The 22,197-nt window shown below is 42.0% G+C and carries 18 protein-coding genes; 6 read left to right on the top strand and 12 right to left on the bottom strand.

The genetic code is table 11. From position 1 onward, the window contains the following. Positions 1–44 precede the first annotated feature (44 nt). Positions 45–3,134: an FAD-binding and (Fe-S)-binding domain-containing protein gene (locus JFU56_RS10010; RefSeq protein ID WP_198437172.1), complete on the bottom strand. Its 3,090-nt coding sequence runs from the start codon at positions 3,132–3,134 to the stop codon at positions 45–47. A gap of 312 nt (positions 3,135–3,446) precedes the next feature. Here JFU56_RS10010 and JFU56_RS10005 point away from each other — a divergent pair, with 312 nt between their 5' ends. Together JFU56_RS10005 and JFU56_RS10000 are read left to right on the top strand one after the other, a co-directional pair. Beyond that, positions 3,447–5,270, top strand: a complete 1,824-nt coding sequence (locus JFU56_RS10005) for a formylglycine-generating enzyme family protein (RefSeq protein WP_198437143.1) — start codon at positions 3,447–3,449, stop codon at positions 5,268–5,270. A 276-nt stretch (positions 5,271–5,546) separates the two neighbouring features. After that, a complete protein-coding gene (locus JFU56_RS10000; RefSeq protein ID WP_198437142.1) occupies positions 5,547–6,395 on the top strand; it encodes a nitrate- and nitrite sensing domain-containing protein in 849 nt (282 codons plus the stop codon). A gap of 102 nt (positions 6,396–6,497) precedes the next feature. Here JFU56_RS10000 and ppsA read toward each other — a convergent pair whose 3' ends face one another. Next, entirely contained in the window at positions 6,498–8,873 is a 2,376-nt protein-coding gene (ppsA, locus tag JFU56_RS09995) for a phosphoenolpyruvate synthase (protein WP_198437141.1), read from the bottom strand. A gap of 190 nt (positions 8,874–9,063) precedes the next feature. On the opposite strand from ppsA, the gene JFU56_RS09990 reads away from it, so the two are divergent. Further along, positions 9,064–9,873, top strand: coding sequence for a pyruvate, water dikinase regulatory protein (locus JFU56_RS09990; RefSeq protein ID WP_198437140.1), 810 nt, complete (start codon positions 9,064–9,066; stop codon positions 9,871–9,873). 80 nt (positions 9,874–9,953) lie between these two features. Here the strand turns inward: JFU56_RS09990 and pabC are convergent, their stop codons facing one another. Genes pabC through JFU56_RS09970 form a run of 4 tightly spaced genes read right to left on the bottom strand, consistent with a single transcriptional unit; the run spans position 9,954 to position 12,789 of the window. Then, positions 9,954–10,853: an aminodeoxychorismate lyase gene (gene pabC, locus JFU56_RS09985; protein ID WP_242065934.1), complete on the bottom strand. Its 900-nt coding sequence runs from the start codon at positions 10,851–10,853 to the stop codon at positions 9,954–9,956. Continuing rightward, the gene (locus JFU56_RS09980) at positions 10,853–11,506 is read right to left on the bottom strand and encodes a hypothetical protein (RefSeq protein ID WP_242065933.1); all 654 of its coding nucleotides are present in this window, start codon (positions 11,504–11,506) and stop codon (positions 10,853–10,855) included. Before JFU56_RS09980 ends, pabC begins: the two co-directional genes overlap by 1 nt. Beyond that, positions 11,506–12,309 carry a glycerophosphoryl diester phosphodiesterase gene (locus JFU56_RS09975; protein ID WP_198437139.1) on the bottom strand — a complete coding sequence of 268 codons (804 nt, stop codon included), beginning with the start codon at positions 12,307–12,309 and terminating at the stop codon, positions 11,506–11,508. Before JFU56_RS09975 ends, JFU56_RS09980 begins: the two co-directional genes overlap by 1 nt. A 27-nt stretch (positions 12,310–12,336) precedes the next feature. After that, complete coding sequence (locus JFU56_RS09970) at positions 12,337–12,789, bottom strand: PaaI family thioesterase (protein WP_198437138.1); 453 nt, start codon at positions 12,787–12,789, stop codon at positions 12,337–12,339. A 237-nt stretch (positions 12,790–13,026) separates the two neighbouring features. Between JFU56_RS09970 and JFU56_RS09965 the strand changes: the two genes are divergently transcribed. Together JFU56_RS09965 and yfbR are read left to right on the top strand one after the other, a co-directional pair. After that, positions 13,027–14,244, top strand: coding sequence for a pyridoxal phosphate-dependent aminotransferase (locus tag JFU56_RS09965; RefSeq protein WP_198437137.1), 1,218 nt, complete (start codon positions 13,027–13,029; stop codon positions 14,242–14,244). Between the two features lie 204 nt (positions 14,245–14,448). Further along, a complete protein-coding gene (gene yfbR / locus JFU56_RS09960; RefSeq protein ID WP_198437136.1) occupies positions 14,449–15,027 on the top strand; it encodes a 5'-deoxynucleotidase in 579 nt (192 codons plus the stop codon). A gap of 79 nt (positions 15,028–15,106) precedes the next feature. On the opposite strand, the gene JFU56_RS09955 is transcribed toward yfbR, so the two are convergent. From JFU56_RS09955 to JFU56_RS09930, 6 genes are all read right to left on the bottom strand, one after another. Then, entirely contained in the window at positions 15,107–15,895 is a 789-nt protein-coding gene (locus JFU56_RS09955; protein WP_198437135.1) for a metal ABC transporter permease, read from the bottom strand. A 3-nt stretch (positions 15,896–15,898) separates the two neighbouring features. Then, entirely contained in the window at positions 15,899–16,810 is a 912-nt protein-coding gene (locus JFU56_RS09950) for a metal ABC transporter solute-binding protein, Zn/Mn family (RefSeq protein ID WP_198437134.1), read from the bottom strand. Next, entirely contained in the window at positions 16,800–17,948 is a 1,149-nt protein-coding gene (locus tag JFU56_RS09945; RefSeq protein ID WP_198437133.1) for a hypothetical protein, read from the bottom strand. Before JFU56_RS09945 ends, JFU56_RS09950 begins: the two co-directional genes overlap by 11 nt. A gap of 221 nt (positions 17,949–18,169) precedes the next feature. Next, positions 18,170–19,000 (bottom strand): DUF4344 domain-containing metallopeptidase, encoded by an 831-nt coding sequence (locus JFU56_RS09940; RefSeq protein WP_242065932.1) that lies wholly within the window; start codon positions 18,998–19,000, stop codon positions 18,170–18,172. A gap of 63 nt (positions 19,001–19,063) precedes the next feature. Next, positions 19,064–19,702, bottom strand: coding sequence for a hypothetical protein (locus JFU56_RS09935; RefSeq protein ID WP_198437132.1), 639 nt, complete (start codon positions 19,700–19,702; stop codon positions 19,064–19,066). Between the two features lie 56 nt (positions 19,703–19,758). Continuing rightward, on the bottom strand, positions 19,759–21,105 hold the full coding sequence (locus tag JFU56_RS09930; RefSeq protein ID WP_198437131.1) for a PLP-dependent aminotransferase family protein: 1,347 nt from the start codon (positions 21,103–21,105) through the stop codon (positions 19,759–19,761). A gap of 298 nt (positions 21,106–21,403) precedes the next feature. Here JFU56_RS09930 and JFU56_RS09925 point away from each other — a divergent pair, with 298 nt between their 5' ends. Then, a complete protein-coding gene (locus tag JFU56_RS09925; protein ID WP_198437130.1) occupies positions 21,404–22,186 on the top strand; it encodes a TSUP family transporter in 783 nt (260 codons plus the stop codon). Positions 22,187–22,197: the final 11 nt, after the last annotated feature.

Here is a 22,197-nt window from a genome sequence, read left to right as displayed (position 1 = left end):
GTAATATTTTTCACATAGCTAATACTACTCATGCTTAATGACGGTTAACCTAGCGCACTGAGTAGCGCTTTAATAGGATGGTTAAGTCGTACTTTGTCCATCCGTTTCACCTGACTACGGCAAGAATAACCCGTGGCCAAACAACGTGAAGCATCGCGCTGTGATATCGCGTGTTTCCAGCTCTGGCTGTAAATAGACTTGGATGCGTCAACATTTTTTGCATCATGACCAAAACTACCAGCCATACCACAGCAACCCGTTGCTACCGTATCTAACGCTAAACCAAAGCCGTTAAATACCTGTTGCCACTCTTGTTCTGCAGTTGGCTTGTTGGTCTTTTCAGTACAATGTGCAAACAGGTAATACGGTTCCGTTTGCTGATTTCCAGCCTTCTCCGCTTGCCCAACAATAGCGTCACGTAGATGCATTTTAGCATTGTCAGTTAACAACCACTCTTGAATAAGCTGAACGCTAAAGTCACCGCGTTTGTCCGCTAAGATTTGTTTATATTCGTCGCGATAACACAGCACGAGTGCAGGCTCAATACCGACCATCGGCATACCCAACTGCTGCAGTTCATTCAAAAACTCTGCTGCTGTTGCTGCCGTTTTAGCAAATTTAGCTAAGAAACCTTTTACATGCTGCGGTTTACCATTCGGTTTAAACGGTAAGATCACCGGTTTCAAGCCTAGTTTTTCAATCAGTGCCACTAATGTCTGCACCAATTCAGCTTCATAAAAGCTGGTAAATGGGTCTTGAACAACCAATACATGCTTGGCTTTATCTTCCGCACTTAATCGCTGTAAAAAAGCTAAGTCAAAGCTTTGCGCATAATGACCACGTAATGATTCCGATAACGTTGGCACACTTAATAACGGAATATCCACCATGCCTATCGTATGCTTAGTCGCCGCTTGCAACCAATCTTGGCCTAACCAGAAATTAAAGAACTTCGGCATCTTCGCCATCATCGGCGTATAACTTTCAGAATAGCCTACCGCAAAGTCTTTAACCGGACGTAAATAACGACTGTGGTATTGATCAATAAAGCGTGATCTAAACTCAGGTACATCCACTTTAACCGGACATTGCACAGTACAGGCTTTACACGCTAAACAGCCTTGCATTACATCCATCACTTCATGCGAGAAATCATAACGGCCACGGGCTTTGTTCCAGCTGTTTTTTAATAGCGTGGTAAATGTGGCCACGCCACCTTGTTGAATAGTCAATTGCTGACCTAATTCATGCTCCGTCATTTCATGGCAAGATAACTGACGTAACCATTCACGCATTAAACCAGCACGGCCTTTTGGTGAATGGCGGCGATCACCGGTGTGCTTAAACGACGGGCACATCGGGCTTTTGGTATCGTAGTTAAAACACAAGCCATTACCATTACAGTCGATTGCTTGCGGAAAGCTTTCGCGTACTGTAACTGGGATTTGGCGATCATACGCGCCACGTTTCGTCGCATCGACTGATACTAATTGCGCATCGCTGTTGATAGGGGTACAAATTTTACCGGGATTGAGACGGTTATCCGGATCAAAGGCGGCTTTGATCTTACGCAGTTCCGTAAATAGCTCATCACCAAAAAACTCGGGGCCATATTCAGAACGGAAACCGCGGCCGTGTTCGCCCCACATCAAGCCTTTATATTTCGCGGTTAATGCCACGACCTTATCTGATATTTCACGTAAGATAACTTCTTGCTGTGGATCTAACATATCTAGCGCGGGACGCACATGTAACACACCCGCATCGACATGACCAAACATGCCGTAATGTAACTTATAGCTATCTAATAACGCTCTGAACTCAACGATATAATCAGCTAAATGTTCAGGCGGTACAGCCGTGTCTTCAGCAAATGCTAATGGTTTTGCTTGCCCTTTGGTTGCGCCTAACAAACCCACCGCTTTTTTACGCATACCATAGATTTTCAGTACATCACTGAGTTCATCACAAATTTGATAACCAATCACACCGCCCTCTCCCGCAGCCATTAAGCGGTCAAGCTCTGCGGTTAGTCCTGTGATTTTTTGTTGTTGAATGTCACCATCGTCTTCGGCAAATTCAACAAAGTTAATCCCCTGCATGTCTTTATTTGGTACATCGGTGATCAATGATTTAACCGAATGCCAAACGATATCTTGCTTGGCTAGGTTTAATACCACTGAATCAACGGTTTCTACCGACAAGGCATTCGCTTTAATTAAAAAGGGAGCATTACGCAGCGCAGAATCAAAGCTGTCGTATTTCACATTAACCAGGCAACGGAATTTAGGAATTGGCGTTAAGTTCAATTTCGCTTCAGTGATAAATGCCAGCGAGCCTTCAGAACCACAAAGGATACGGCCTAAATCAAATGCTTCGGTGTTTTTATCATAGAGGTGTACAAGATCATAACCAGTCAGAAAGCGGTTTAATGCTGGGAAGGTGTCTGTAATTTGTTGTTGCTTATGAGTGATAGTATCAATCACTTGATGGCACACTTTACCCAGGTAATTATCACGCTGCGTTTGTGCCTGTAACTGCTCACGAGACTGACTTGTCGTGATTAATTCAGAGCCATCCATTAATACCGCAGACACACTTAATACGTGGTCACTGGTTTTTCCGTATTTCAATGAGCCTTGACCCGACGCATCCGTGTTAATCATGCCACCAATAGTGGCGCGATTACTGGTCGATAAATCAGGCGAGAAAAAGAAACCATACGGTTTAAGAAATTCATTGAGCTGATCTTTCACTACGCCCGTTTGTACTTGTACCCAGCCTTCCTCAACATTAATATCAATAATGTTGTTCATGTGGCGCGACATGTCGACAATGATACCGTCGGTCAGCGATTGGCCATTGGTACCAGTACCACCACCACGCGGTGAAAAAGTAACAGTTTTAAATTCAGTCTGTAATGACAACGCCGTCATTATCATCAAATCTTGATGATTACGCGGCAGTACCACAGCTTGCGGTAATAACTGGTAAATACTGTTATCTGTCGCAACGGCTAATCGGCTAGCGTACGACTTTTCAATGTCACCACTAAATTCACTGTTCTCTAACGCGCTTAAAAAAGCGAGATATTCTGATTTTACTGCATCCTGATAACTTAATTCGGGGATCATCATCCATTCCCTTGTGACAATTTTTAACTAACTGCATTATAACATGAGTGATTTAATTCATCGCCTATAGATAAAGGCTAAATTGATCTCACTTATAAGTGAAATGTTAAGGCTGTTAATACACATAATGTACATCTACATAAATTACTCAAACTTAGACCAAATATGTGACCTGTTTGCTTGCGGTTTTAGCCCTGAACAAATAACATGGACGAAAAATAATATACTCATCTGACATGTGGGTAATTACAAGATGTAACACAGAATCCGTGTTTTATAACATCAAATAAGCATCTATTAGGAAATAAACAAATGCGCATTGCTTTAATTGCCCTTGCCACCAGCTGTATTCTACTTGGAAACACAGCTCAAGCTACTGAAATAAAACAACAAAAAAACACTGTAGATAACTTGCAAACCGAGCTTGAAAGTATTCAATCAGAATACAGCACATTCATCACATCACTTGCTGTGGTAAATGACAATATAGCACTCGAAAAAGCCAAATTAGCGCAAACAAGAACGCAAGGAAAAGCACTTGTAGGGCAAACAGCTAAAGCATTGGCAGAAATGAATGAACAATATGCACTAATGATTGATAACCCAACACAAGACATTAGTGCGTCGCAAAATGACTATCGTCAGGCAATTCAGCAACAACAGAAAAATAAACAGCTGATTAAAGATTCAGTTGCGCGCTTAGCCCAGCTAAATAAACAGCTATCAGACAAAAATATTGAACGCGTTAGACTGCTAAATCAACGTGAAACAATCAGTGAAGAAATAAATATTGCACGTATTAATCGTCTGACGAATGAAATGCAGAAAACTCAATCTCACAACGTAAGCCAAAGTGTAAGCTGTGATTTGGAAACTTCATTTTCAAAATGTATTACTCGCAGTAATCTATTGAGTAAGCAAAAAGCGTCAAAGACTTATTTAAACAATCTGTTTAGCTCAGTAACTGAAGCTAAGCTAGTCAATAAGCATAAAGCTAATTCTAACGCTCATGTAAAATTGCTAGGCAACAAGGTACTAACGAGCGAATTCAGTGGCCAAGGTACATATAGCTCAACGATGCAGCTAACAATGCAGGGTGTATTACCAAAAAATGAAGCGTGTAATTTATTAAACATCTCGACTCGTTACTGCGCAGAACAAGCTCCATCAGCTAAAAATAATCTCGTAAAAACGGATAAAGGCACATTATACGAACTAACTATTCGTTCTAACCAATATGATGATGAAGTTTTTATTGATGGCGTTAGCTATGGCTCAACCAAATTATCAGTGATGTTGTCACCGGGTGCTCACCATATCGAGGTCAAAAAACCAAACTACATTAATTTTGAGCAAAGCGTAAAGCTGAGAAGTAATACGATGATAAGAGCTGAGTTAGTCAAAGCCAGCGTGTCGTTAAAAAATGGTCAGGCAGTACAAGACTTTTTAGCGTCAGGTGAACGTGGTCCAGAGTTAATCTCAGTACCAGGTGGTCAATTAGCCGCTAGCGAAAATCAAGCTAACGAGCAAGCGATTAAAGCTTTCTCTGTGGGCACAAATCCGATCACCGTTGCCGACTTCAAACGTTTTGTCGCAGCCAGCAACTACACTACCGCTGCAGAATCAGGTAATGGTTGTGTTGAATATGTTGACGGTAAAGAAACATACAATGCCGACTTAAACTGGCGTCAGCCTGGTTTTACACAAACCGATGAGCACCCAGTGGTGTGTATTAATGCTACCGATACCAATGCTTATTTAACTTGGTTATCAAAAGCAACAGGCCAAAAATACCGTTTGCCAAACAATGGCGAGTGGGAATACTCAGCGCGAGCAGGCAGTAGTTACAGCTACTGGTGGGGTAACGATGCTGGTAACTCAAAAGCCAATTGCGCTTATTGTGGTAGCCAGTGGTCGAACAAAAGTACCGCGCCGGTAAAATCATTTAAAGCCAATAGGTTTGGCCTATACGATACCGTCGGTAACGTTTGGGAGCTGACTAGTGGTAATAATCTAGTCGCACGAGGCGGCGCTTGGAACTTCGCGCCTAAACTTGCTCAAGTTGATGTTCGTCTAGAATTAAAACCCGATTTCCGCGCTAACTATGTTGGTTTTAGAGCTCTACGCGAAAACTAAAATCAGCAATATGATAAACCTCGAAAGATATTGACCTAGATATCACTTCAAACGTCCGGTGTAGCACATCGGACGTTTTGCTTTCTAAGACCCTTGCAGATAAAAATTAAATTAACCTCACCGATAACGCCTCACCAAGATAGGGATTCCCCCCTCATATTTCCCAATGTTGGTGCACAACAAGCTAAATTACCCTACCTATCATTGGTACTATACTTGCTTAGTGTTATATACCCAGAATAGTTATATACCCTAGATGGATATAAGGTATGCATTATGAATCAATTATTAACCTTCATACTTAGTGGCACATTATTATTTTGTACCTTGCTTGGCTTTAGCTTTTTATTACTGCAAATGCAGCAGCAACAGCAAAGTCGTCGACAGCTACAAATCGATGGTCTAATTAAGCTAAATGTAATGCGTAAACTGTTAACTCGTATGCAGCAACACCGCGGCTTATCAAATGGTATTTTACATGGGGAAGAGGATCTTAAACCACGATTAATCGCAGTCACTGAAAAGGTGAATCAGCTTAATATCGAGATAGCTGATATGTACCCAGACCTGTCAGACAATGAGCGTTGGCAAGCAATGCGCGATCACTGGCAGCGTTTAGCGGCTGATTACTTCAACCTTAATATTCGCAATAACCTCGAGCAACATAACAAACTCGTCTTGAATTTACTCTACCTTATCAACGATATTGCATTTGATAACAAGCTGCATCAACTCAACAATAATAATAGCGAATCTATCCAGTTTTTATGGCAGGAATTGTTATTTACAGCAGAAAGCATCGCAAAAATACGCGCTATTGGGACAGGGATTGCAGCAGCCAAAGTCTGTACACGCGCAGAACGGATTCGACTTAGCTACCTGTGTCAGTCATTGGAACAAAGTATTAATATTCAAAAAAATCCGGACTATTTATTAAAAATATCTTATCTACTAAAAGTCATTGATACTGAAATCATGATTAGCCGACCAACCATCAAAGCAGATCGCTTTTTTAATATTGCGACAGAGTCTATTGATATGATTTTAATCAGCTTTGACAAACAACTAAATAGTGTTGAACAGCAGTTATATACATCAACCAGCATCAATAAGCATCCCGCATAAACAAAAAGCCCCAAATCAATGTGAATACACACTAACTTAGGGCTCTTTATTTCAATACCAGCACTTAGAACAAGACTTAAATACTGGTTAGCTCACGCGACTTTATTTAGCGTGTTTGTCAGCTAAGTATAACCAAGTGCTTAATACTGTATCAGGGTTAAGTGATACGCTATCAATACCTTGTTCAACTAACCATGCTGCGAAGTCTTCATGATCCGATGGACCTTGACCACAAATCCCTACGTATTTACCGGCTTTCTTAGCCGCTTGAATCGCCATTGAAAGCAATACTTTAACTGCTTCGTTACGTTCATCAAACAGGTGAGAAATGATGCCTGAATCGCGATCTAGACCTAGTGTTAATTGCGTTAAGTCATTTGAACCGATAGAGAAACCATCGAAGTACTGTAGGAACTTGTCCGCAAGTAATGCATTTGATGGTACTTCACACATCATGATAACGCGTAAACCGTTTTCACCACGTTTCAGGCCATGTTCTGCAAGTAAATCGATTACTGATGCTGCTTCGCTTAGTGTACGTACGAATGGCACCATGATTTCAACGTTAGTCAGACCCATGTCGTTACGAACACGTTTCATCGCTTCAGTTTCCAGTGCGAAACAATCGCGGAAATCTTGAGAGATATAACGTGATGCACCACGGAAACCTAACATTGGGTTTTCTTCTTCTGGTTCGAAGAATTCACCACCAACAAGGTTTGCGTATTCGTTTGACTTAAAGTCAGACATACGCACAATTACTTTTTTCGGGTAGAACGCCGCTGCTAGCGTAGAAATACCTTCTTGTAATTTCGCGATGTAGAATTCAACAGGAGACTCATAACCGACAATCATGTCGTTGATTTCAGCTTGTAGCTCAGGCGATTGCTTATCAAAGTTAAGCAATGCTTTCGGGTGAATACCGATCATGCGGTTAATAATGAATTCAAGACGCGCTAGACCAACACCTTCGTTTGGTAATGCCGCGAAATCGAATGCGCGATCAGGGTTACCGACGTTCATCATTACTTTTACTGGAATTTCCGGTAAGTTATCAACTTTCGATGATGTTTCACGGAACGGTAAGATACCTTCATAGATGAAGCCAGTATCACCTTCAGCACAAGATACTGTTAGTTCTTGGCCGTTTACAATAAGGTCAGTCGCGTTACCACAACCTACAACAGCAGGGATACCCATTTCACGTGCAATAATTGCAGCGTGACAAGTACGGCCACCACGGTTTGTTACGATTGCAGAAGCACGTTTCATGATAGGTTCCCAATCTGGGTCAGTCATGTCTGTTACTAATACATCGCCTTCTTGTACTTCATCCATTTGTGCAATTGATGAGATAACTTTAGCTGGACCTGCGCCAATCTTACCGCCGATTGCACGGCCTTCAGAAATAACTGCAGATTTAGCGTCTAAATGGAAACGTACCATAACTTGCTTATCTTCACGGCTACGTACTGTTTCAGGACGTGCTTGAACGATATAAATTTTGCCGTCGATAGCATCTTTAGCCCATTCGATATCCATCGCATGGCCGTAATGTTTTTCGATGATCACAGCTTGTTTCGCGAGTTCCATTACTTCTGCATCGGTAATAGAGAACTGACGAGACTTGCTTGCTTCAACATCAACGATTTGAACTTGCTTGCCATGACCTTCGTCAGCAGAGTAGATCATTTGGATCTGTTTGCTACCGATGTTACGACGTACAACAGCAGGTTTGCCTTTAGCAAGTGTTGGTTTATGAACATAAAATTCATCAGGGTTAACTGCGCCCTGTACAACCATTTCACCAAGACCGTATGAAGACGTAATGAATACCACGTCTTCAAAACCAGATTCAGTATCAATAGAGAACATCACACCAGATGATGCTTCATCACTACGTACCATGCGTTGAATACCCGCAGATAATGCCACGCCACGGTGGTCATAACCAGAATGCACGCGGTAAGAGATTGCACGGTCATTAAATAGTGATGCGAATACATGTTTAATCGCAACAATGATGTTGTCATAACCACGTACGTTTAAGAATGTTTCTTGCTGACCAGCAAATGATGCATCCGGCATATCTTCTGCTGTCGCCGAAGAACGAACAGCAAACGATGCTTGTTCGCCTGCTTCACCAGCTAATACTGCATAGCTTTCAGCAATAGCGGTTTCTAATTCAGGTTGGAAAGGTGTGTCGATGATCCATTGGCGAATTTTCGCGCCAGCTTCTGTTAACGCTGCAATGTTATCAACATCTAGATTATCTAAAAGTGTATAAATTTGGTCATTTACACCACTTTGCTCTAAAAACTCATTAAACGCATCCGCGGTAGTTGCATAACCACCAGGAACTTGCACGCCTGCGCCTGCTAAATTACTGATCATTTCACCTAATGATGCATTTTTGCCGCCAACGCGTTCAACGTCGTTCATTCCAAGTTTTTCGTAACCAATTACGTACTCTATCACGGCAGTTCTCCAGATTTAATCTATCTCAAAAATGATTTTAATTGTGAGCGATATTCGATATTGCTCACATATTATCAATGCAAAATAATCATCTTGCTTTCCTTAGTGTTTTTAATCATACACAGCTATTAATTTCAATGTAAGATACTTAATTAGAAAATTTCATCTGTTTATGAAAAGGATAGAGTAAATGCAAACTGTTTTTTATGTTTCTGATGGCACCGCGATCACCGCTGAAGTCTTTGGTCACGCGCTTCTAAGCCAATTTCCGATCGAATTTGATCAGCATACTTTTCCCTTTATTGAGACTGAAGAAAAAGCAAAAAACGTTACTCAAAAAATCAACGAACATGTGGCGAAAACAGGACAGAAGCCACTAGTGTTTCATTCGATAGTTTCATCTGAAATAAGGACAATCATCGAATCAAATGAAGGTCATTCTCACGACTTTTTAAGTACATTTGTGGCGCCGCTTTCTGAGCAATTAAATATCAAAGCAGAACCAAAATCGCACCGTACCCACAGCTTGAAACTGGATACTTATGATGCCCGTATTGAAGCCGTGAATTACGCCCTCGCAAATGATGATGGTATTACCTGCAAAGATTACGACGATGCAGACTTAATCTTAGTCGGTGTATCCCGTAGTGGCAAAACGCCGACCAGTTTATATCTGGCATTACAGTTTGGGATCAAGACCGCCAACTACCCATTTATTGCCGATGACATGGATGAATTAAAGTTGCCACCAGCATTAAAACGCAATAAACATAAAATATTTGGTCTCACCATCGATGTAAAACGTCTGCAAGATATCCGTGGTGAACGCCTTGCTAACAGTACTTATGCGTCATTACGTCAATGTAAGTTAGAAATCGGGGAAGTAGAATACTTATACCGTAGCGAAAAAATCCCATTTATTAACAGTACGTCATTCTCGGTTGAAGAGATCGCCACTAAGATCTTGGATAAGAAAGGCTTAAAACGTCGTATTTTTTAACTTTTAATTTAGTGTCCTATGACTTAATTAAACCAATATCCTGCACGCTTACATATCATTTTAAGCGTGCAGGATTGTTATCATTCTTGTCGTAATTCTCGCTGTAACAAACGCCATACCGATGAGTCATTGACGGACAGATCATAATAACTCGCATCATTATCACTGTTACCAACATGCTTTAAAACAGCCTTCACAGGCACCACTTCCATCACTGAATTAGTAATAAAAACTTCATCTGCAGCAAGCACATCCGCAACAGCGTAATCTCCCGATTCCAACGGAAAAACCAGCGTATTCAACAAGTTTAAAATATGGGTTTTCATCACTCCTTCAACACCACTGCGTTTGGTGCTCGGGGTATAAACTTTACCGTCTTTCACCCAAAACACGTTAGCAACCGAGGTTTCGATAACATAACCCTCCGTCGAGCACACTAAACCATCAGCCATGTTATGCGCCTCTAGCTCTTGCTTGATCATCACCTGATCCAATCGGTTTAAGGTTTTTAATCCCGCCAATGCCGGATTCACCGTTTGTTGATAGTCACACAGCATTAATTCAATGCCCGACTTTGCCCATTCACAGTAAGTTACTGGCATAGGACGATGTTGTACATACCAATTAGCACTTGAGCAGCCCATAGTACCGTAAACATAACCGTAACCACGACCGCCCTCGCCTCGGGTGATGGTGACTTTTAAAACACCCTTTTGTAATACCTGCGCTTGCTGGGTGATCACCGTGACTAGTTCACCCCATAATTCAAATTCAATGGCTAACACCGCACACGCTTGTTGTAAGCGTGTTACGTGTAAATCCAGTAGTAAGGCTTGTCCTGCGGCTATTTTGATGGTGGTAAAGTGCCCATCACCAAAATTGAAACCACGATCTGCAATTGCAACATCTTGACTGGGTGAGCCATTAATAATCATATGCTGTGCATCCAAGTTACGTTTTTCATTAAAATAGTAGGCCATTAAGGTTTAAGCACTGATTGTATGTTCACTCTGGCTTGCAGTTCAAACTTTTCGTTAAAATAGTCAGAATAATAAATGCTAGATTGGCGTAAAAACTGCCTAAGTAAACGTTTACGGCCTAATTTATACAGCCATAACGGGATGTGCTGGTACTCAGCGCGAATGGCTTTTTCATAGTTAGCATAAATAGCGTCACACTGGCCTAATACGCTTAAATCAATGTCTAGAAATAACGCTTGGTCATGCTCGCTAACTAAACCGGTAAGTACATGACTTGGTTTACTTGGATGTCGCGTTAACAAAATCAGTTCATATACTTGCTGCACTAACGCAGTCGATACCGCCAAATTAGTTAGCGCTGTCACTGCGTATTGCGCACTTTTCTCTTCATTATCACTGCGTCTCACATCATAAATAATATCGTGAAACCAGATCGCCAACGCCACAGCTAACGGATTATCCAATGTAGCCTGCACCTGATCAAACCAAATAAAGCAGGCGTCAATATGGTGAAGGTCGTGATAATACCGATGTGTTTCTTGATAATGTGGTAACAGTCGTGACCAGGACTGCTGCACTTCTGCCAAGCTCAACGAGGTAAAATGTTGCGTCAATAAAGTCTGCCAACGCAGAGCCAAACGCTCTTCCATCATCAATTCCTGTAACAAGGCGGAAACTGCTGGGGAATATCTGAGCAGATGCCTGTCACCCCCCAGTTATACAACTGATTGGCTCGCGCGAGACTATTAACGGTCCACACGTTGACGCTATAGCCTGCCGTAGTCATGACATGAACTTGTTGCTCGGTCAGTCCTTTATCTTTAGGATGCACGAATTCAGCACCAACATACTGCATCGACGTTAACCAATCATTCGGTAATGGTGAAGTAAATAGACAGGCTAAACTGATTTCCGGTGCACGACGTTTTACTTCTGCCAATAATAAATGGTTAAAGCTGGAGATCAGTAATTGCTGCCCTCCCTGCCAATGATGATTGATATCGCGAATAATGCCGTCGATTAATCTGTCTGTCGCGGCTTTATCCGTCCCTGACTTAATTTCTAAGTTCAGGTTCATACCCGTCTCGTTGGTGAATAAGATAAGATCCACCAACGTCGGAATCCGTTCACCGACAAAGTCTAATCCGAACCATGCCCCTGCATCAATATCATCCAGGTCAGTTACCGTTATATCGCGTAATAAACCATTATGGTCGCTGCAGCGGTCAAGCGTTGCATCATGACAAATAACCACCGTACCATCACCGAGCATATCTGCGTCAACTTCAATCCAGGGAACATTGTTGTCCTCGGCCAGTTGAAACGCAGCCAAGGTATTCTCAGGAGCGATAGAAGACGCACCACGATGCCCCATGACCATCTTGCCGGCTTTTTCACTGGCGGATGGATTAAACTGAAATGTATTGGCAATAATTTCAGATGTTGTATTTATCATAAGTGGATCTCGGCTATAAAACAGACTTTACTTTGCAGGGCGAGTAATCACGCACGTCGCAGTACAATGCGCATAAAGCTTGCCGTTAGCATCACGGATATCGCCTTCAGAGATAACAACTGTTTTAGAGATGTTTAATACCTTGCCCGTAGCATGTAGCTCGGTATCTTTTGGGATTGGGCGCACCATTTTAACATTCAGATCTACCGTACCATAACTCTCACCGGCAACCAGTGTGGTATGTGTTGCGCAGCCTGTAACTGAATCGAGTACCGTCGCCGCAAAGCCACCATGAACACCACCCATTGGGTTTAGGTGGCGATCATCAGCTTGTACCTTAAAGTGGATCTGACCTTCGCTTAAATCCACACATTGCATTGGCATTGTGTGACAAATTGAAGGATGTGGGAATATTCCCTCCGCCATTGCTTGTAATATCTCTAGTCCACTCATTTTTGCTGGGTTTAACTGCTGACTCATGCTCTTTCCTTGTCTCATTAACATTATTTTTAGCTGCTGTATTACAACAATATTCTCACAAAACTACCGTAATCCGGCAACCATTGCTGATAATGTTACACCCGAATCTTATCAATTAACAATAGCGCAACAATAAATCGTGTAGATCGCCAAATATCACTTCCAACAATGCCTTATATACGGTACTTTTATTACAGAAAGATTAACAACAAACATAATTAAAGCGGTGGAGACGGGATGTACTCAATAGAAAAATCTCATAAATTAGATAACGTGTGTTACGACATACGTGGGCCAGTATTAAAAGAAGCGAATCGCTTAGAAGAAGAAGGTCATCGAGTAATCAAATTAAACATCGGGAATCCCGCCCCATTTGGTTTTGAAGCCCCAGAAGAAATCGTTAAAGACGTGATCCATAACCTGCCATTGAGCCAAGGTTATTGTGACTCGAAAGGATTATATTCTGCGCGTAAAGCTGTGATGCAGCATTATCAACAGAAAGGTCTATTAGATGTGTCGATTGATGACATTTATCTAGGTAACGGAGTATCTGAGTTAATCATGATGTCGATGCAGGCATTACTGAATAACGGCGATGAAATCTTAGTACCCTCTCCAGATTACCCACTATGGACAGCGGCGATTACCCTTTCAGGCGGTAAAGCAACGCACTATATTTGTGATGAAGAATCTGATTGGTACCCTGATCTAAATGACATTAAAGCGAAGATCACACCGAATACCAAAGGTATTGTATTAATCAATCCGAACAACCCAACGGGTGCTGTTTATAGCAAAGAATTCTTGCTAGAAGTGATTGAAGTGGCGCGTCAAAACAAACTGATTATTTTTGCTGATGAAATCTATGACAAGATCTTATATGACGGTGTTGAACATGTACCTATGTGTACACTGGCGCAAGATATCCTGATTGTGACTTTTAATGGTTTGTCTAAAGCATACCGTATTGCAGGTTTCCGCTCTGGTTGGTTGGTATTAAGTGGTGCCACCCATCTTGCTAAAGACTATATTGCCGGATTGGAAATGCTCGCCTCGATGCGTCTGTGTTCGAATGTACCTATGCAACATGCTATACAAACGGCGTTAGGCGGTTATCAAAGTATTAATGAATTAATTCTACCGGGTGGGCGTTTACTAGAGCAACGTGATTTAGCCTGGAAGATGTTAAATGATATTCCGGGTATCACGTGTGTGAAACCAAAAGGTGCTATGTATCTGTTCCCGAAAATTGATATGGAAATGTACAATATCAAAGACGACCAGAAATTTGCCTTAGACTTGTTACAACAAGAAAAGCTATTAATTGTACAAGGCACAGGTTTTAACTGGGGTCGCCCCGATCACTTCCGCGTCGTATTCTTACCACGTGTTGAAGAACTAACAGTTGCGATTAACAAGCTAGCTAACTTCCTGAAGACTTATCGTCAGGATTAGTTTTAGATTACGATCAAAATACAGAAACAACAAAGGCGCTTAATAGCGCCTTTGTTGTTTCCAAAATCTGATTAGACTTAAGTCATAGATGTAGCTTGTTTAATACTTCACGACCCCCGAACTCATGCTACTGTAATGAAACCGATGACTTACTTACACTTAGCCTGTATTGTCATAAGGTGCCTTTCTTATTTGGAGAACGTTATGAGCCATTTTTTTGCCCACCTCGCCCGCATGAAACTCATTTACCGCTGGCCGTTGATGCGTAACGTCACGCACGAGAATATCGCCGAACACAGCTTACAAGTTGCCATGGTTGCCCATGCGTTAGCGCTGATCGGTAATACTTATTACGGTAAGAGTTATGATCCTGACAAAGCCACGTCGATGGCACTGTTCCACGATACCACCGAAGTGCTCACTGGCGACCTGCCTACCCCAGTGAAGTATTACAACAAAGCCATTATTCGTGAATATAACAAGATTGAATTAGCTGCAGAGCAGACTTTATTAGATATGCTACCGCCTGAGTTAAGAAAAGCTTACGAACCATTATTATCAACGCCAGAGCTAGATCCAACATATAAACAATTAGTTAAAGATGCTGATATTTTATGTGCACACATGAAGTGTATCGAAGAAGAAAGTTGCGGTAATCATGAGTTTTCTAAAGCTAAGATCCGTTGCCAAACGGCATTAGACGAACGCATGACAGATGAGATACGTTATTTCCTTGATGTGTTCTTACCGAGTATTGGTCAGCCGTTTGATGATATGGATTGAAACCTGATAAGCGTAAACAGAACTTAAGTAAAAAAATAGAAAGCCTGATCCTGTTCATGCCCAGAATCAGGCTTTTATTTTATGAAGCGCGAACGCTAATCTTGACCAATGAAAGTTGCAGCAATAAATGAAATAGTACACCAGAGGCAAATAACGTGATCACGATACTTGCACCACTGGGTAAATCATAATGAGCAGACAACACAATGCCCGACATGATCCCGGTAACACCAATGCCCATACTCGCGATAAAAAACCGTATACCTTTTAACGCAGATGCACACAGCGCGGGGATCACCAATAACGCAAATTCAAGGTAAATACCCGTCAACTTCACCGTTATCGGCATCAATATAGCGAAGATAATGTAAAATCCACGTCCTTGCATAAATGCCGGTTTCATTGTAATTAAGGCCAACATCGCCGCTGTAATAATCGCTAACGGCCAAACATCATCCCACGTTGCCCATAACAACTGACCATTTAAGATCCCTTGAATGAAGTCAGCACCATGCGGGTCTTTACTTGCCAACAAAATCGCCAATGACGCCGAAACAGCAAACAAGCTACCGATCATGGGTTCAAGATGCTCTTGATAGTGCTTTGCCATCAAAGCAATTAAGCCACATAGTAATAATGATAATACCCAAGGACCGATCATTTGCCCTAACCAAGTCTCGGGTAATACATCAAAACGACTTAGCCAATACTGACTAAATGCAGCGCCTAATGCAGCAACTTGCGCTACCGCCAAATCAATAAAAATGATCTTACGCGCTAGCACTTGTTGCCCTAATATCACATTACCCACCAGTGCAATCAGTCCACACAATACAGCCGGTGCTAACCAAAGATAATCTGCCAACATAGACTAACCCTTTACTGGTTGTGGTTGTGCTAGTACACGCAACAAGTCATCCAATATCTGGTCATACAGCTCGTCAAGAGTTTGCCCTTTCGATACCGTCAGCGGTAATTGGATCACAGGCTTGTCCGTTTGCTGATGTAACCAGTTTGCTGCGCGCTTATTCTGATGAGAAGAATAAATAATCGCATCAAACGACGCAGGGTCTAACCTGGTCAACGATTGCAAATGTGCCGTCGTCGGTGAAATACCCGGCTTAGGCTCAAGGTCCGCTATCTGCTCCATTCCCAACCAGTCAAACAGGTAACGATAGGTCTCGTGATAACTCACCACTTGTATGCCTCGCAGCGGTTCAGCGCGTTGCTCCCATTCAACTAACTTTTGTCGCCAATGCTCACGGAACTTAACGCCATTAACGAGGTAACTAAATGCATTCGCGGGATCTATACTTTCCAAACGTTTGCTCACAACGCGAGAAATTCGGATCATATCGTTGGCAGCAAACTGCACATGCGGGTTACCATAAGCGTGAATATCCCCCATACTGCGGTCAACATGATGATGCGTATCCAACATGCTAACAATCTCTGACGCATACAGCATACTTTGCTTATTGTTTTGCACTGCCGGATTACTGCTTCGCGCCTGCAGCATAGGTAGCCAACCGACTTCCAATTCAGCACCTGAGCACATAGCCATATCCGCTTGACGCATCTTGGCAATTAAAGACGGCCTAGCTTGTACATAATGCGGATCTTGCAGTGCAGTTGTCGCAGAATAGATGGTTGCTTTGGGTGCATGCGCAGCCAATAAGGCTTTCCATTCTGGCTCACAGACGAAGATATTCAACGCCAGTGCAGGTGCAGACAACATGACCGCACTCACGGTCACGAATAATGTGCTGTTCTTAAAACGCATGAGCACCGTGCGCCCCAAACGTCATCACATATTGCAGCGTGAATACGTTATCTGTGGCTTTGTCTTGGTTTTCAACACGTGTATATTGCGCACGAACAGTCCCAAAGTGTGAAGAGTCCCACGCCACCATCGCATCAATTTCACTGTCGTTCAGCGACGTTAAGTGTGGCTGTGTACTACCGTGATGTACATGTCCTTCGTAACTTTCAGCATCACTGTAGCGCAGACCCGCAGACCAACTTGGTGTAAAGCGATATACACCCGATACATAATAAGCCGCGAGTGTGTCTGGTGCATTTTTTTCACCCTTAAATTTGCTATCCACAATGTCATCTAACAGCATGTACTCAGCAGATAAGGTGAAGTTACTGTATTTATAGTTACCGTTAGGTGCCCATTTCCACACAAAATCAGCGCCATATAGATTAGAGCCCGTCACCGCTGATGCGTGACTGTGATCATGTTCATCATGACCATCAGTACTATGATCATGCTCTTCAAAGTTGTTCACTTTACCATTTTCATTACGTAAGTAACTTAAACCAAACTGCCAACTAGATGATTCAGAAAAATCATCACCAATCTTTAATGTCGTGGTATATACACCGACGGCAGTGGCATCATCCACCGCAGACATTTTGCTACCACTTAACGCTTCAACACCTAGTTTTACATACATGTCAGTAGGTAATACCAGGTTTGCACGTAAACCATCATCGTAATAATGAGAGCCTAAGAAAGTACGATAAGCAACAGGTCGCTCAACGAAACTGTCTGAATGCATGTGTTGATTGTTCATGTAACCGAAGTCAGACAGGAAACGACCACCGCGGATATTAAAGCCATATGGCATCGTTAATGTTTGAATGAATGCTTCTTCTAGTAGCAATTCAGTTTCATCACCATGCGTTTCTAACACCGTCGTTAATACACCGTGGAACTTGTCGTCAATATTCGCGGACATGCTAATTTCGGTGTGGCCGAGGCCAAATCCTTCGCTACGCTCTGAGTTATTACGTTCACCATTTTGATAATAACCATCAAGCACCACACCGATTTGTGGGTTTGACAATGTATTAGCGAACGCTGGTGATACCAAAATGCTGCTGATTGCGAGGGAAACCAATTTCTTCTTCACTGTTTATCTTCCTTAATTGTTATAATATAACACTTCACATTTTGTTATGTTATAACATAACAAAACAAAGGCAAGCGATAAATATAACCGTCTGAAATTTAAACAGTATAAAAATAACGATAAATATTATTAAAATAATGGCGTGAATATGAGCGGTATTTACAGCGAGAATAGCGACGTAATGTGGTGTAATTTAGCTTTTTGATGATCGGGCATGTTATTTATTCAGCAGGTGAACTGTCTATATTTACGCCTGTATCCTCACTTGTAACAGGCGTCATATAAGGCGCTAATAATGTCAGCCAGTTGTTCGCGATCGTGTCATATTCACTGATACAAAAATCACCACGTTCAGTAGAGAAGCCAGTGTCTTTTAACAGGTATGCATAATTCACATCATCACTACCATAAACATGGCAAAGCGTGGCGTAATAACGTTGTAGATCAAGACTGTGTTCGTCCCAGAAATCAGCCTCTTCAAATTCAGTCACCTCATCGCCTTCAAGGTAAAATAATTCTGCCGCGCTAATTGCGATTTCAGCGCCGTTTTCAAAATATTCTATCGACAATACCGCTGCGAGGTTATCTGCAGCATCTTCTTCTTTACCAACAATGGGGAGTTCATGATTAGCGATTAATGCATGGGCAAGTTCATGAAATAACGTATGGATAACAACGTCCATGACAGCTTGATTAATAGCTGCGGGATCTGTCTTGCCATTATCATCATCAGCGTAATTAACAGCCTTGAAACGCAGCTCGACTTCGTCTAAAAAAGTATAAGGAATGAGAATGTAATTAGTCGCAGGGTCGTATAACGGGCCATCATCACCACCAAAGACAATCGTTAACGGTTGCTCAAAAATAAACTCTGAATTCATTAAACTCAGTGTATCTTGAATACTGCTATCTGACTGCAACCTTTTTACGATAGATTGCAGCTGGATATCACTAGTCTGCTGATAACGCACAATAACATTATCAGCAGCCACACTCACGCTAGAGAAAAGGACTGTCAGAGCAAATAACCACCCACGTTGATAACCTTGCATACCTTTCTCCTTACCGCTTAATAGACTTTAATAATAGGTAGCATTAATCCCTCATAATAAGGATTAATTACCAATAATAGGCGTCCAGTTAAATTCAGCATTGTAGCTATTACAATCAAATAAGTTAGCTTCAGCATTCGCTACATAGACTTGTTTCTTCGCTGAGGTCGGGTAATCAAGATATGACGAACATGTGGCGCTTTGCCCCGTGCCGATAACCACTTTTGCACCCGCTTTTAAACTGCACAAGGTCATTTTATCTAACGGCGACCATTGATAGCATATTTGATAATCACTGCGATATTGGGCTATTTGTCCACGTGGACTTTTAAGTGCCCACCACTCCCCGAATTCACTTGCTGAATTGCTGCTATTCCAAGCGCGAAACAACATAATTTGTGTATTCTGCTTAGCTACATACACCTGACCCTGACAGAGTTTGCCTTCATCCGGTTCACCGATAGATTGTGCTAACAGTGCGGGATCTGATACAGCGGTAAACTTACGACTAAATTCGACTGGTAACTCCATGTCACCAGCACACTCAGCGGCAGATATCGGCGTTGCTTCTGGTGCTAGTAGTAATACCGGGGTAACCGCATCCGCAGGATCTATAACTGGTGCTATCGGATCTTTCTTTTCTAATAAGACACAGCCAGAACAACTTAAAATAAGTATGCCCGTTATCGTATTTTTCAACATAAACTCTCCTTAGTCCAATGTCGTATTATTCACTTATATCGCAGTAGGTTAAGTAATTAAAACAGGAAGTGTGAACCTTGCCCATCTTTGAGTAGGTTCGCTAGCAATACAATACCTTGCTGAAAGCGTTGTTCGTCATTTATCGCCATTAACGATAATCGAATATGGTTACTTTTATCACTCTGTTGCGAGAAATAACCGCCACTGCTCACCAATAATTGTTGGTTTTTGGCTTCCATAACCAAGTGTTCTTGTCGCCAATGTTCAGGTAGTTGGATCCAGACATGATAACTGGTCGACTGACTGCTGCTGACTAAAAATCCAAATTGCTCTGCCACAAAGCTTTGACGCTGTTTGGCCAATTGTTTTTGTTGGTTAGCCATAGCAAATGCAACACCAGAATTAATCAACTGCGTGGCCACAGCAAAGTTAAGCGGTGACGCTAGCCAAATAGACGTGCGAATACATGCGCCAACTCTGCGGATCTCACTTTTTGGTGCTTTGATAAAGGCACAACGTAACGCCGGGCTAATCGCTTTTGACAAACTGGTAATGTGAAAACTTTTTTCCGGAATATAGTTACCGATAGCAGGGAGAGTCGTTTCATTTAAGAAGCCATAAATATCATCTTCTAATAACCAAATATCACCAGCGCGGATCACTTTAGCAATCGCTTCTCTACGCGCTTTCGGCATTGTCACACCCGTTGGGTTTTGATGTGACGGCACGATGACAACTACTTTCGGTTTATCGCTAAGCATAGCTTGTTTAAGCGCAACCGGGCACATGCCTTTATCGTCCATCGCAACTTCGACAATACGACGACCCAATAAATTAACGATAGAGAGAATACCAGGGTAAGTAAATGCTTCAACGGCAATACAATCACCCGGATTGGTATAAGTCTGGATCAAAATATCCAATGCATTCTGCGCACCACTGGCAAGCAGTATTTGCTCTGGATCTGATACTGACAAACCAAATTCTGTCGCCCATTTCATCCCCGCTTGTCGATGCGCTAAATGTCCTGAGTGCTCAATATAACCCAATAGTTCACTCGATAATGTCGCATAGGTTTGTTGAAATGCGGCCTGTAGTGGTAACACATTATATTCTAAACACGGCTGTAGAATAGAAAAGTTATAATCCACATCATCCTCTGGTGCTTGAATAACTGTTTCCAATTCTGAATCACCACAGACAAACGTGCCACGACCAACAAAGGATTCCACTTTGTTTTTATCTGCCAATAATTTGTAGGCTTTAGACACTGTTGTTGGCGTCGTTTCAAGCTCATCAGCGAGCACTCGATGCGGCGGTAATTTAGTATTCGCGGGATACACACCGGTATTAATTCTAGCTTCAATGGTTTCGGCGATCTGTCGAAACTTTATATCACTCATTAACTTGCCTCTAATGAACACTGAAAAAACATAATCTAACTCCCCTTAGTTTACCTTGCTGAAATAAAACATACAGTGCTAGATCCATTACTCCTCTCTATTTATCTATTCATAAAAGCATTGTTTCATAAAAGCATAGTTGTTAATTAATTGTATGAATGTAATTGACATACCACACCATAATGCAATACCGTACCAATTGACATATGTCATTGTGATTTTTACATTTTAGATCCAATTAGGATCTGTAAAGATCAACAAGGGTGGCTAAATTATTTATACCGACGGGAGAATAACAATGGAAATTTTTGGTTCAGATATTACGCTGTGGATACTGTTAGCGTTAATGGCATCCGCACTTGCAGCTGGCTTTATTGATAGCGTGGCAGGCGGTGGAGGCCTGATACTCCTGCCTTCATTCATCTTAGCGGGGTTACCACCACAACTTGCTTTAGGGCAAGAAAAAATAGTCAGCACACTCGGTACCATTGCTGCGATCCGAAACTTTGTCAAAAACAAAAAGGTCATTTGGAATGCGGTGGCATCAGGGATCCCCGCTGGACTAGTGGGCGCTTACTTAGGCGCTGAAGCGATCCTCTACTTTGATCCTGATACGGTCGGCAAGATAATCCTAGGTATGTTACCTATCGGCATCATCATCTCTTTTATTCCCAAGCAAGATAATCACCAGAGTGAACAAGTCATTAATACTAAGGTTATCTATTTTGGCGTGCCATTAGCCGTATTTGTGATTGGTTTTTATGATGGTTTCTTTGGACCTGGGACGGGCAGTTTCTTGATCTTGGTTTTGCACTACTTATTAAAATTTGACTTGGTCTCGGCGTCAGCAAACTCAAAGCTCTTCAACTTCTCGTCTAATATAGGGGCATTAATTGCGTTTATGTTAGCGGGTAAATTGCTTTATATGCTAGCGCTTCCTTTAGTGGTGATGAACCTGATTGGTAACCATTTAGGCAGTGCATCAGCAATGAAATTTGGCCCTGACTTTGTACGTAAGACATTATCCGTATCGCTGATGTTATTGATGACGTCATTAGGTTATAAGTTTCTTCTGGTATAGCTGTTTTCAAC

The sequence above is a fragment of the Moritella sp. F3 genome, assembly GCF_015082335.1.
Taxonomy (GTDB): Bacteria; Pseudomonadota; Gammaproteobacteria; order Enterobacterales; family Moritellaceae; genus Moritella.
The sequence above is the reverse complement of the archived record's forward strand: the minus strand, read 5'-3'. Positions and strand labels throughout refer to the sequence as shown.